Genomic DNA, 13,500 nt, shown 5'->3' with positions numbered 1-13,500 from the left:
TTAGCTCCCCAGACGCGGATCGATGATGGTGTAGAGCACATCGACAAGAAGATTGACGACGACGACCATCAGCGCAAAGACGACGACCGTGCCCTGAATGAGGGTATAATCCCGTTCCGCGATAGCCTTGATCAGCGTGGAGCCGAGACCGGGTCGGTTGAAAACGAGTTCCACAGCGACCGCACCCGAAAGCGTGGCGAGCAGGCTCAGACCCAGACCCGTGACAATCGGCAGAAGCGCGTTGCGCAGTGCGTGCTTGTAAATGACGGTTCTGGGCGGTGCGCCTTTGGCCTTGGCGGTGCGCACATAATCCTTCGAGAGAACTTCCAGCAGCGCGGTGCGTGTGAGGCGACCGAGGAAGGCGATCTTTAGAACTGCCAGCGTGATGGCAGGCAGGGCGAGATGATAAATCTGATCCCAGAAACCATCGCCACCGCCGTTGATCGGAAACAATTTCAGATTAAGTGCGAACACGATCAGCAGGATTGCGCCGAGATAGAAGTCGGGAATGGCATAACCGACAAGCGAAAAGACGCGCATGCCTTGATCGGGAGCCTTGTTTTTGCGCACGGCAGCAAGCACACCGAACGGAAGGCCGATAATCAACCCGAGCGCGGTGGCACCTATTGCCAGACTGACGGTAAAGGGAAGATTGTAACCGATCACCCCGGCCACGCTCTCCTTGGTGATGAGGGAATTGCCGAAATTGAACGTCACGACATCCCACAGGAAGGCGAAATATTGCTGCCATAATGGAGCATCAAGGCCGGCCTGTTCCCGGAACAGGGCAAGCTGTTCCGGTGTAGCGAAATCGCCAAGCGCCACCAGCGCGGGATCACCCGGCAGGATACGTAGGGCGACGAAGACGAGGGTCAGCACGAGCCATAATGTCGGTATGGCATCGAGCAGTTTGCTGGCAATGAGACTGGGCATGCTTGCCTCCTATGCCTGAACGATTTTGGCGTGGCGCAGCGGCCAGTAGGCCGGGCCGGGTTCGACCTTGAAGCCGATATCGACGCGCGGGTTGCGGGCGACGACATAAGATAGGGTGACGATACCGAGCAGCGGTAGATCGGTAAGGATCTGCTTCTCCATGTCCTGAACCAACGCCGTGCGCTTGTCGAAGTTCGGCTCGGCCAGCGCCTTGTCCATCATATCGTCGATGCCGGGAATTGCGGTGCCGTAATGGGCAAAATTGGTCCCATCGGTGCCATCGGATTTCACCGCGAAGGATTTCGCCAGCTGATCGGAAATGATCTGTGTCGGCACCGGCGAATAGCTCGATGACCATAGCGCTAGCGTATTCTTGTCCAGCCGGTTGTCGCCATGGAAGGTCGCGTGGTCTATGATTTTGAGATCTAGATTGATGTTCACAGCCCGCAATTGCTCCTGAATCATCAGCATGATCGAGGCGTAGTCCTCACGCTGGCTGACGTAACAGGGGATGGTGAGACCGCTGGCAAACCCGGCTTCTGCGAGAAGTTCGGTCGCCTTTCCCGGGTCATAAGCATATTGAAGCTCGGCTGGTAAATCCTCTTCGCGTACGGCGCCCGGGAATTGTGATGCCACGACACCGACCATGGGCACGGCGATACCTCCGAAAGCACCGGCGATTGCATTCGCGTCAATGGCGTAACGGATAGCCTTGCGTACCCGCACATCCTTCAGTGGGCCCCGCGTAAGATTGATGGCCAGACTGTTGAGGCTGCCCGGAGCAGTGGCGTCAAAAATCGTGTCGCCGGACTGTCCGCGCATCGTATCCATCCAGCCCGGAGAGCGAACGCCTTCGATCATGTCGATGTCGCCTGAAGCAAATGCCAGCGTGCGCGCGGTCGTATCGGCGATGTAACGGATGCGAACTTTTCCCGTATTGGCAGGACCATCGAAATATTCCGGGAAAGCCGTCAGCAACATGCCCTGATTGGAATCCAGGCTTTCAAACTGATAAGCGCCCGAACCGATAGGGTCCTTGTTGAATCCCTCACCTTTTTCCTCGAATGCGATCTTGCAGAGGATCGACGCGCTGACATGGGAATGACAGGTCGTGTTGAACAACGGGTCAGGGCTTTTCAACGAAAAGACGACCGTCGTTGCATCCGGTGCCTCCACAGTTTCGATATTGGTGTAAAACGTCTTCGAATTGGTGACGAGCTTGGGATCGAGATGGCGGCGGAACGAGAATACGACATCTTCGGACGTCAGTTCGCCATATCCCTTATGAAACTTGATCCCTTGGCGCAGCTTGTATGTCCAGGTACGTGCATCTTCACTGGCGTTCCAGCTTTCCGCCAGACCGGGCTGATAGTCCTGCGGCTGGTTTGCCCATTGGCCGGCGGGCAGGTTCACCAATCGGTCGAATACCTGATAGACAACCCAGTTATCTGCCCCGCTCAGACCCACTTCCTGCGGATTGAGACTGTTGCTAGAACGCGCTGCAAAGGCGAACGTGATCGTGTCGTTTGCTTTTTGGGCGAAGGCGACGCCCGCTACGGCAGGAAGACTTGCGGCCACTAATCCGGCTGCGCCCGTGGCAAGCAAGTTTCTGCGTGTTATTTTCATTGGGCACTCCCGTTATATTTATGTGTTGCCTTACGCCCGGAGCACTTCGCCCCGGGCAGGTATTTTTTTGCCTGTCAGCAGCCGAAAAGCACTGTTGTCATGCGACACGTTTCGCCTTGTTCATTGGCCAGTATGCCGGTCCTGACTCGACTTTGTATCCGAGGTCGACACGAGGATTTCGCGCAACAACGTAGGACAGCGTGATCATTCCCAAGGCCGGCAAATCCTTGAGAATTTGTTTTTCCATGTCCTGAACAACCACCATGCGCTGTTCGAAGTCGGCGGTAGCGAGCGTCTTCTGCATCAAGTCATCGATGCCTGGGCTGGTGACGCCGTAATGGGCGAAATTCGTACCGCCGGAACCGTCTGGCTTGGTTTCGCCAGCCTTCGCGAGAAGGTTGGATATCGTTAGCGTCGGCACCGGCGGATAGCTCGTCGATTGCAGGATCAGCGTCCCCTTGTCCTTGCGATTGTCTGCATGGAAGGTCGCGTGGTCGATGATTTTCATATCGAGGTTGATGTTTACCGCACGCAACTGCTCCTGAACCATCAGCATGATCGACGCATAGTCCTCGCGCTGGCTGACGAAACAGGGAATGGTGAGGCCGCCCGAGTGACCCGCTTCGGCAAGCAGGGCAGTTGCTTTTTCCGGGTCATATGCATAACGTACGTCCTCGGGGAGCTGGTCTGCAGTTACGTGACCGGGGAACTGTGGCGCGATCAGCCCGACCATAGGCGTTGCGATACCGCCAAACGCATCAGCGATTGCCTGTGTGTCGATGGCGTAACGGATGGCCTGACGCACCTTGAGATCGGCGAGCGGCCCCTTGGTCAGATTGATGCTGAGCGTGTTGATGCTGCCCGGCGCGGTGGCATCGAAGATTGTGGAACTGGCCTGCTGGCGCATGGAATCCATCCAGCCGGGGGCACGCACGCCCTCGATCATGTCGACATCTCCAGAAGCGAAAGCGAGTGTTCTGGCCGTGGTATCGGCGATATAGCGAAGTCGCAGGTTTTCGGTCGCAGCAACACCGCCGAAATAATCGGCAAAGGCTTTCAGATGCACGCCACTGGAACTGTCGACCTTTTCCACCTGATATGGACCAGTCCCGACGGGGTCCATATTGAACGCATCACCCTTTTCCTCGAATGCCTTCTTGCACAGAATTGCCGAGGCGAGCAGCGAAACACTGGAGGCGTTGAGCAGTGGATCAGGCTGTTTCAGCTTGATGATAATCGTGGTCGGATCACCCGCTTCGACAGAGGCGATATTACTGTAGTAGGTCTTAGTGGCGGTATTGATTTTCGGATCGAGGTGGCGGCCGAAGGTGAAGACAACATCGTCTGCCGTCAACTCTCCATATCCCTTGTGGAATTTCACACCGGAACGCAACTTGTAAGTCCAGGTTTTCTGGTCCTCAGATGCCTGCCAGCTTTCTGCCAGACTGGGTACGAACTCCTCCGGTCTGGTTGCCCAGCGACCATCGGGTGTCTTGACCAGCGTGTCGTAGATCTGAGCGCATACCCAGTTGTCCGCCCCAAGCAGACCCTGGAACTGGGGATTGAGCGCGACCGGCGATCTGGCTGCGAAGGCCATGGTGATGGTGTCGTTTTTGGCCTGTGCCATGGCAGGGGTTCCTCCAACCCCGACGATGGCCAGTGCCGATCCGGCTACACCGGCATGAAGAAGCTGTCTGCGTGTAATCGTCATTTCATCCTCCCAGATGGCGATTATTACCCGGCGATAGGCTGGCGCCGTGCCTCCATTTCCTTTTCATCGAACTGGATGCCCAATCCCGGCGTTTCCGGAACGGTAAAGCACCCATCGACCGGCTGAGATGGGTTGACGAAAATGGGCTCTCCTCTTTCCCATTTGTCGGCAAGCTCCACAGGCTTTGCGAGATGCATGATCGTGCTGAGCACGTGAATATTGGCTAGATGCCCGACGGTCGGCTGCGTCTGGTGCGGAACCAGTTCGACGCCATGGGCATGGGCAAGCGCCGCACACTGCATCATGCCGGTGATACCACCCATCTTGACGATATCCGGCTGCACCATGCGTACACCCGCCTCGATCAGGTCTTTCAATCCCTGAATGGTGTAGGTCTGTTCACCTGCGGATACCGTGATGTCCAGCCGGTGTGCGACTTCGCCCATGGCGGCAACGTTGTAATGCTGGACCGGCTCTTCGAACCACGTATAGCCGAGGTCTTCGAGGACACGCCCGACCCGCATCGCACCGCCGATCGAATAGCCATTATTGGCGTCGAAGCCGAGTACGAAATCATCGCCGAGCAGTTTTCTGACTGCTTTCGCCTTTTCTATATCGCCCTTGATGTCGACGTCCTGACGGGTGCGGTCGCCATCCCAGCGGATTTTGACTGCCGCTGGCTGTTCCTTATTAACGCGTGCTTCCACGGCACGTACGACTTCATCGACGGTGCGACCGGCGTTGCCGCCGACCGAACTGTAGCAGGGCAGGGTCTTGTTCCAGGCTCCACCCAGCAACTTGTAGACCGGTTGTCCAAAAGCCTTGCCCTTGAGGTCCCAAAGGGCAATGTCGAGCGCCGCAAGCGCACCCGTCACAATGCCATCGGGGCCGAGTTTGATGCATTTGTGCAGCAATGTGTCCACCAGAACCGCGTGATCGAGCGGATCCTTGCCGATCAGAAACGGCGCCATGTCCCGAGCGATGACGACCAGCGAGGCATAACCTCCCTGCATGGGGGACGCTTCACCGAGACCGAACAGGCCTTCATCGGTTTCGATCCTGACGAAAGCGCTTTTCGGCATCCAGCCACTGCCATCTCCCATGGCAAGCTGGAACACGTCGATTTTGGTGATTTTCAAGACAGTCTCCTCCGACCTGTTCCGGTTACCAGCTGACGGCGATGTATTTGGTCTCGCAGAATTCAAGGATGCCGTGATGGGCACCTTCGCGTCCCAGACCGCTTTGCTTGGTTCCGCCAAAAGGTGCCGCTGGATCGGACACCAGACCGCGATTGAGGCCCACCATGCCGCTATCCATACGCTCAGACACGCGCAGGCCGCGTGCGAGGTCTTTGGTGTAAACGTATGAAATCAGGCCATATTCGGTGTCGTTAGCGAGCTCGACGACTTCATCGTCACTCTCGAATGTCGTGATCGCGGCAATCGGCCCGAAGATTTCCTCGGAAGCGATATCGGAAGCAGACGAGACACCAGAAAGGACCGTTGGTGCGAAGTAGAAGCCGTTACGATTCAGCGGCCCGCCACCGGCCAGAACATTCGCACCCCTCGCCTTCGCGTCTTCCACCAAAGCCTGAATGCGATCGACGGCTTTCTGGTTGATCAGCGGTCCGCACTGGGCGCTGCGATCATAACCGGCAGCGACCGTCATCGATCCCATCCGCTCGGCCAGCTTGCGGGAGAAGGCTTCGGCAATGCCGGACTGAACATAAAAGCGATTGGCAGCCGTACAGGCCTCACCGCCGTTACGCATCTTGGCAATCATCGCGCCTTCGATTGCGGCATCGAGATCCGCATCGTCAAAGACGATGAATGGCGCGTTGCCGCCTAGTTCCATGGAGCAGGAAACGACTGTATTGGCCGCCTCGCGCAACAGAACACGACCGACCTCGGTCGAACCTGTGAAGGAGAGCTTGCGCACGCGCGGATCATTCAGCATAGCGCTGACTGCGGCACCGGATTTCGAGGTCGTGATGACGTTGACGACGCCATCCGGCACACCGGCTTCCTTGTAAAGTTCCGCCAGAACGAGAGCCGTAAGGGGCGTTTCTGTCGCGGGCTTGAGGACGCAGGTGCAACCCGCTGCCAGGGCGGGCGCTATCTTACGAGTGGCCATTGCTGCGGGGAAGTTCCACGGCGTAACCAGCACGGCAACGCCAATCGGCTGATGTTCCACGATGATCTTGTTGGCGCCGGACGGCGCTGTCGAAATTTCACCATTCAACCGAACGGCTTCCTCGGAAAACCAACGGAAGAATTCGGCGGCATAGGCCACCTCGCCCTGCGCATCGGCAATCGTCTTGCCGTTTTCAAGGCTGATGAGTTCGGCAAGCATTACCTTGCGCTCGATCATCAGCTCGAAGCAGCGACGCAAAATCTCCGAGCGCTTGCGCGGTGCGATTGCTGCCCATCCCTTGGCGGCACGGTGAGCGGAGGCGACTGCCTCCATCGCGTCCTCCACGGTCGCGTCTGCCACCGGTACGATGACATCGCCCGTCGAAGGGTCGATGACGTCAATCGTGTTACCGCCCTGCCCCTGACGCCATTCGCCACCGATGAAAAGCCCGGTCGGCAGCGAAGCGATATCGAAGCTCAGCATGGAATCGATCTTTGCAGCAATATTCATGTCAGCTGGCCTTTCTATGATTTTCAGATGCCCGAAGAGATGTGCAGTCGCCGGAGAATGCAGCGCTGACCAGCATATCCATAGACGATGCGTCGAGCGGACGCGGGTTGTTTTTGATGAGGCGGGCAATACCCAACGACTGCTCGCACACGGTAGGCAACTGCTCGCGGGTGATACCCAATTCCTGCAAGGTGGCGGGTATGCCAATCGCCTTGAACAGCGAAGCCACGGCGTCGATGGTGGCGTCCGCTGCCTTGTCGCCTCCGCCTTCCGGCAGGGAAACGCCAAGCGCGCGGCCGATTTCAACGATTTCCGAAACGCACCAGTCGCGATTGATCTGCATGACATAGGGCATCATTAGCGCAACCCCGGTGCCATGCGGCGTATGTGTCATCGCACCGACCGGATATTGCAGGGCGTGCGCAGCGGCAGTTCCCGCCGTACCGAAGGCAAGTCCGGCAGCCATGGCACCGAACATCAAGCGCTCACGCGCGACCTGATCATCGCCATTTTCGACAGCTTGGCGAAGACTGGCGCCGATATGCCTGATCGCCAGTAAGGCATAGTGATCGCTGAACGCATTCTTTCCGAGAAATACATGATCGTGCACCAGACTGGAAGTCGCTTCACGGCGGGCGGTCGTGAATGCTTCGATGGCATGTGTCAGCGCATCAGCGCCCGACACGGCAGTCAGTGATGGGGGGCAGGAATAGGTCAGTTCCGGATCGCAGATGGCGGTATCGGAAATCAGATACGGGCTGGCGATACCGATTTTCAGCGCCCGGTCGGGATCAGTCAAAACCGCAACGGGCGTAACTTCCGAGCCCGTGCCAGAGGTCGTCGGCAACAGGACGAGCGGGAGAACCGGCCCCGGAACCTTGAATTCACCATAATAATCCGACGCCGTGCCGCCGTGGGCAAGCAGCAGCGAAATCGCTTTGGCCGCATCGAGGCAACTGCCTCCGCCGATGCCGATCACGCAATCGGCACCGAAAGCTTTGCCCGTCGCGACACCTGCCGCGATGCATTCGACGGGAAGTTCCGCGATGACGCCAGTGAAGGTGTGCGTATCGACACCTCCAGAGTGGACGGCGTCGATCATGTCACGAAAGTCAGGATCGGCTGCGAGACGTTCGTCTGTTACGATCAATGCACGCAGTCCGGAGCGCGATGCGAATTGTGGAAGCGACCTGCGCTGGCCCGCACCGAACACGATGTTTCGTGGTGTGCGGATGGCTCCGAATAAAGTCACTTTGCTCCTCCCAATGCTTACAAAATCAAGAAATCATTTAATTCAGGCCGCAGCAGATGCCCCGGCAAGCTGAAGCAGGCTCTGGTAAACCTCGGCGACAACCGGAACGCCGTCGCGCAGCCTCTGCTCACGGCAGGCACGTCCCCTCTCCCCGGGGATAAGCACCTTATCGAAACCGTCAGCTGGCGGCATATCTCGGATCGCCTGCAAATAGCTGGCAAGCTCGCGGCGCGGACCCGGCATGACGATGATAAGGTCGCCCTTATTGCAGACACTCGTGTCATCCAGCGTGCCATGCACATCACGACCGATTGCAGACGCCGCCAGGCCGCTGACCAGAAGTTCGAAAGCGAGACCAAGGGCGTAGCCTTTCGCTTGGCCGAATGGTGCAATCGCGCCTTTCTTGGCAGCTTCCGCATCCGTCGTCGGATCGCCGTTGTCATCGAGCGCCCAGTGCTTTGGGATGCTTGCCTTACGGTGCGCATGGTCATGGATTTCACCCATCGACACCAGGCTCGTCGCCGTATCCATGACGAATGGGCCATCTTTCGTCGGCACGCCAATCGCAATCGGGTTCGTCCCGATCATCGCCTTGCGCGCGCCCCAAGGATGAACGAGCGCTTCACTCGTCGACAGGACGACGATCGAAAAACCTTTCGATGCAACCTTCTCGGCATACCATGCGAGCATCCCGATATGATTGGAATTGGTGATTGCCGCAGCCGCGATGCCTGTTTCCCTGGCGCGCTCAAGCAGCGCATCTATCGCGGCGTTTGCAACGACCGGACCAAGGCCTTTTTGACCATCAACCGTCAGAAACGCGCTCGACGCCCAATCATGCGAGCCAGTCGCTGCCGGATCGGAGACGCCATTCTGAATGCGAGCAATGATGCGTGAAAGTCTCAACAGACCATGTGACGGCACGCCACGCAGTTCAGCTTCCAGAAGAATATCTGCCTGAAGGGCTGCATGCTCCGAAGAAACCCCTACCTTTTGAAGGGCTGAACTCGCGAGGTTGAGAAGGGCTGTGGCGTCGATGGTGGACACAATATAAAATCCTATCGGATATCTGATTGATGTCAGGGAGCTTAATTGATAGATTGCAGTCGTCAAGGCCAAAATTTATTGCGAGGAAAGAAATGAAGTTGTTGGAAGATGGCGAGATGGAACAATTGCGGCGACCGACAGGCCTTGGAAACGAGGTGTATGAGGCTCTATACGGCCAGCTCATGTCCCTGAAAATTCCGCCCGGTGGCCGGATTTCAGTCGACAGGCTCGTTCGCTCTCTCGGTGTTTCTCAGACACCGATTCGCGAAGCGCTGTCACGGCTGGAGGCTCAAGGACTAGTCATTAAAACGCACCTCGTCGGCTACCGAGCCGCCGAACAGCTTGATCGTGATCGCCTCAATCAACTCTACGAGTTGCGTTTGTTGTTGGAACCGTTTGCTGCTGGCAAGCTGGCACTCAAGCGCAGCGCCGAGATCATTGCCAAGTTGAAAGCACTTGATGCCGATATGCAAGGCGAAAACAAGGTCCAGTCGAGGGCAGCTTATGGTGAGTTCGCCAAGCGCGACGCCGCTTTCCATAACTTCATCGCGCGCAACTGCGGAAACGAGCTCGTTTACAACAGCTTGCAGCGCCTTCACACGCATGTGCATCTGTTCCGTCTTTATTTCCACGCGAGAGCGACCACCGACGCGAACCAAGAACATAGGGACCTGATCACAGCTATCGAAGACGGGAACTCTGAGAATGCGGAAGCGGCAATGCGCCACCATATCCTGTGCTCGAAATCACGTTTCGAAGACGCGTTTTTGAATGAATGAGCCGGGATAGGAAATCGACGATGCCTTTATTCCATTCCTGGGATTGCCATTGCAGCATCTCAACCGAGTTTCAATAGTAGTGTGAGAGCACGACGTCGACGACAACCAAACCCGAAACATTGAACGCCGCTCTTGAGATTTCAAACGCTTCTTGAACCGCTTCACGACAAAGTGTCGGAGTGAGGTTGATCCGACCTGAGAGATAGGTGACGTTTTGTACCGGAGACATTGTGCGCTCTTGAAGGGATCCGAACCGGCGATCCTGTTAGAAAACTCACTCAAAACGCGATCAGTAGCTAGGCAGAACACGCGATGGCTGGAATGGCTGATTTGGGACTGGAGCCGGAGTGAGACCTCCCAATATCCAAACTGTGACAACGTTCTTTTATCGAGATATGTAAAGGAGGAGGCTTCCGATCTCACTCAAGTCATTCACAGTTTGGATCGTGGCATCACAAAGTGGCATGATTCGATAGGCGGAACGGATCACAGGCTTTGGGATATTTGCGACAGCCCGCTCGATTTCAGGCTCCAGAACCCTCCACAAGATGATGGCCCTGCTGTTAGCTATCTGCCGATATTCCTCTGTAAAGCCAGTTCCAGGTCCTGTCGAAATACAGATCGACAGACTGCCTTGTATCAAATTCGGCGCTGCCCATCATCGCCGATGAGGTGGGCAATGCGACAAGACAGTGGATGAGATGGTTGGCGATCAGGCTCACATCCCCGGTCGAAACCATGCCCGCATCCTGCGCTGTCTGTACGGCATCAACGAGCCGGTTCATGATCGGATCGGGCTGCGGCGGGATCGGTCTTTTCTTTTCGAACACGACAGCTTCACTGAAGGTGATGCGCTTCAGTGCAATGAGGTCCGGCTCCATGTTGATATGCAGCAGTTCGCGCATCAGGGTCCGCAGGCGCTCAAGAGCGTTGCCCTGTGCCATCGGCAAGTCTCTCAGCCGCGCCACCGCTCGGGCATGAGCATGTTCCACCACGGCCTCGAACAGGGCGACTTTCGAGGGAAAGCGGCGATAGACAGTATCCTTGCCTGCGCCGCACTGCGAAGCGACCTGCTCCATGGATGTACCGGCAAAACCGCGCGTCGCAAACAGCGTGGTCGCAGCGTCGATTATCCTTTCCGCTGCGGCGTTCTGTTCCGCCTTCAGAGGACGACCTACCCGCGCTGTTGCGTTCGTTCTTTCCGACACCAGATTCCTCCGCATTTGCCCGTGCTCGACCTGCTTGAAGACGTCGACCAGGATTGCCAACATAAAAGTTGACCAGCGCTTTCATATTAACTGGACAGGACGGTCCCGTTTGATTTATTCACTCTAGCAGATTTCCCAAGCTTCGACCATGGGGGCGAATAGTGAAGCAAGGTCTTTCCTTTAAAAACATTCTGACAGCCACAACCTTTCTGGCGGCAACCCATGCCCTGGCTCAGGAGCAGGGCACACGGTTGGAAACAATCGTTGTGCAGGGCAATGCCGACGCCGCTGGGATTGCTGCCAAGTTCACTCGGTCGGCAACAAAAACCGGGACACCTTTAGCGGAAACGCCGCAATCTGTTACGGTGATAACGCGCAAACAGATCGACGACCAGAACCCGCAAACGGTCAGTGAAGCGCTGCGTTACACGGCCGGTGTATTGTCCGACCGGGACTCGAACTCGCGTTACGATTCCGTATTTCTGCGCGGCTTCGGCGCATTTGGCACGGCGACCAATTATGTGAATTATCTGGATGGTTTGAAACTTCAACGTGGTCAGGCCTTTGCGAAACCCTCCATTGATCCGTTTCTCCTTGAGTGCATCGACGTCCTGAAGGGGCCGGCGGCACTTCTTTATGGCCAGGTGAGCCCCGGCGGCCTTGTCAATCAGGTCAGCCGCAAGCCATCGAGCGTGCCGTCAAACGAGGCAAGACTTGAAGTCGGGACCGATGGAAGGGTTCAGAGCGGTCTTTATTCCACCGGCCCCATCGCCACCGATGGAACGTGGCAATATGGTATCGGCATTGTTGGCCGTTCCTCCGGCACACGCTATGACGATGTGGATGAAAAGCGTCTCGGCATTGCGCCATCCCTCAAGTGGCAGCCGGACGAGGATACCTCGCTCGTTGTGTCCGGTTATTATCAGCGCGATCCGGAAGGCGGCTATTTCAACTCGCTTTATCCGAAGTTTCTGGCGCCCGCAGGCAATGCCGGTTTCCTCAGTCGGGACCTCAATGTCGGGGATCCCAACTACGACGCGTTCAGGCGCACCCAGTATGGTGCCGGTTACGAGTTCGAGCAAAGGTTCGATGACCAGGTCACCATCCGCTCCAACTTCCGATATTCCGGCGTGGATACCGATATGCGTTCGCTCCAGATGAACGGGCCAATGTCCGCGACGGGTATTATTCCCCGCTGGGCTGTCCATTCCATCGAGGACGCCGAAGGCTTTTCCTTCGACAACCAGGCTGAATTCAAGTTCGAAACCGGCGCCATCGGTCATACGCTTCTTGCCGGCCTCGACATTCAGCACTCAAGCAGCAGCTGGGAATATCTGCTGGGTGGCGCGACGCCGCTTGATGTGGCCAATCCCGTCTACGGCCGACCGGTCGGCCCGTTCATGACGGCAGTCGACAATGATCAGTCGCTTCGCCAGACAGGCATCTATCTCCAGGATCAGATCGAGATCGGCGGGCTGCGCGGTGTTTTCGGGGTGCGGCACGACTGGGCCCGTCAGGACACTGACAATCTCCTTGCCGGAACATCGTTGAAACGATCCGACAGCGCAACAAGCTATCGCGCCGGCCTGCTTTACCTTTTCGATAACGGCATTGCGCCTTATGTCAGTTATTCCACCTCGTTCGAACCTTCCACCAGCGTTGGCGCCAATGGCAGTCCGTTCAAGCCGACGGAAGCGCAGCAATATGAGGTGGGCGTCAAGTACCAGCCTACAGGGCTTGACGCCATGTTCACGCTCTCCGCTTTCGATATTCGTCAGCAGAATGTGGTCTATTACAACGCCTCATCAGGCTTCAACGAACAGCAGGGAGAAATCCATTCCCGCGGGCTGGAGTTCGAGGCGAGAGGAAACCTCACCAGCAATCTCGAACTGATCGCTGCGGTTTCCCTGCTCGACACGGAAGTTTCCGAATCCGGCATCACATCGATCATAGGCAACCGCCCGCAGGCCGTGCCGCGTTATTACGGTTCTCTCTGGGCGAACTACACCGTCTCATCCGGTGCGCTGGAAGGCTTGAGCATCGGCGGCGGACTGCGTTTCGTCGGCTCCAGCTATAGTAACGACACAAACACGGTGAAAGCCGATGGCTATACCCTGCTCGACGCCGCACTTCGTTATGATTTTGGAGCAACGAACCCGAAACTCAAGGGGCTGCAGGCGACACTGAACGTCACCAACCTGCTCGACAAGGACTATTACTCCTCCTGCAGTTCCGAGTATTATTGCCAGTACGGCAACGGTCGCACGGTGCTCGCCGGCCTCAGATACAAATGGTGATGTC

General features: G+C 56.9%; 10 protein-coding genes. 2 read left to right on the top strand and 8 right to left on the bottom strand.

Features of this window, described 5'->3' with window-relative positions; translation table 11 throughout:
• The 7 genes from J5276_RS27875 to J5276_RS27845 form a co-directional block, all read right to left on the bottom strand.
• Positions 1-933, bottom strand: a complete 933-nt coding sequence (locus tag J5276_RS27875) for an ABC transporter permease (protein ID WP_209160019.1) — start codon at positions 931-933, stop codon at positions 1-3.
• Positions 934-942: 9 nt separating this feature from the next.
• Positions 943-2,559 carry an ABC transporter substrate-binding protein gene (locus J5276_RS27870; protein WP_209160018.1) on the bottom strand — a complete coding sequence of 539 codons (1,617 nt, stop codon included), beginning with the start codon at positions 2,557-2,559 and terminating at the stop codon, positions 943-945.
• A 97-nt stretch (positions 2,560-2,656) separates the two neighbouring features.
• The gene (locus J5276_RS27865) at positions 2,657-4,270 is read right to left on the bottom strand and encodes an ABC transporter substrate-binding protein (RefSeq protein WP_209160017.1); all 1,614 of its coding nucleotides are present in this window, start codon (positions 4,268-4,270) and stop codon (positions 2,657-2,659) included.
• A 23-nt stretch (positions 4,271-4,293) separates the two neighbouring features.
• Positions 4,294-5,409: a mandelate racemase/muconate lactonizing enzyme family protein gene (locus J5276_RS27860; RefSeq protein WP_209160016.1), complete on the bottom strand. Its 1,116-nt coding sequence runs from the start codon at positions 5,407-5,409 to the stop codon at positions 4,294-4,296.
• A gap of 25 nt (positions 5,410-5,434) precedes the next feature.
• Entirely contained in the window at positions 5,435-6,913 is a 1,479-nt protein-coding gene (locus tag J5276_RS27855) for an NAD-dependent succinate-semialdehyde dehydrogenase (RefSeq protein WP_209160015.1), read from the bottom strand.
• Between the two features lies 1 nt (position 6,914).
• Complete coding sequence (locus J5276_RS27850) at positions 6,915-8,165, bottom strand: iron-containing alcohol dehydrogenase (RefSeq protein ID WP_209160014.1); 1,251 nt, start codon at positions 8,163-8,165, stop codon at positions 6,915-6,917.
• Positions 8,166-8,207: 42 nt separating this feature from the next.
• Complete coding sequence (locus tag J5276_RS27845) at positions 8,208-9,212, bottom strand: Ldh family oxidoreductase (RefSeq protein WP_229002296.1); 1,005 nt, start codon at positions 9,210-9,212, stop codon at positions 8,208-8,210.
• A 92-nt stretch (positions 9,213-9,304) separates the two neighbouring features.
• Here J5276_RS27845 and J5276_RS27840 point away from each other — a divergent pair, with 92 nt between their 5' ends.
• Positions 9,305-9,991, top strand: coding sequence for a GntR family transcriptional regulator (locus J5276_RS27840; protein WP_219256742.1), 687 nt, complete (start codon positions 9,305-9,307; stop codon positions 9,989-9,991).
• A 563-nt stretch (positions 9,992-10,554) separates the two neighbouring features.
• On the opposite strand, the gene J5276_RS27835 is transcribed toward J5276_RS27840, so the two are convergent.
• A complete protein-coding gene (locus J5276_RS27835; RefSeq protein ID WP_229002295.1) occupies positions 10,555-11,199 on the bottom strand; it encodes a TetR/AcrR family transcriptional regulator in 645 nt (214 codons plus the stop codon).
• A gap of 161 nt (positions 11,200-11,360) precedes the next feature.
• Between J5276_RS27835 and J5276_RS27830 the strand changes: the two genes are divergently transcribed.
• Complete coding sequence (locus tag J5276_RS27830) at positions 11,361-13,496, top strand: TonB-dependent siderophore receptor (protein ID WP_209160013.1); 2,136 nt, start codon at positions 11,361-11,363, stop codon at positions 13,494-13,496.
• Positions 13,497-13,500: the final 4 nt, after the last annotated feature.

Source organism: Agrobacterium sp. S7/73 (genome assembly GCF_019355535.1).
GTDB classification, from domain to species: domain Bacteria; phylum Pseudomonadota; class Alphaproteobacteria; order Rhizobiales; family Rhizobiaceae; genus Agrobacterium; species Agrobacterium tumefaciens.
The sequence above is the reverse complement of the archived record's forward strand: the minus strand, read 5'-3'. Positions and strand labels throughout refer to the sequence as shown.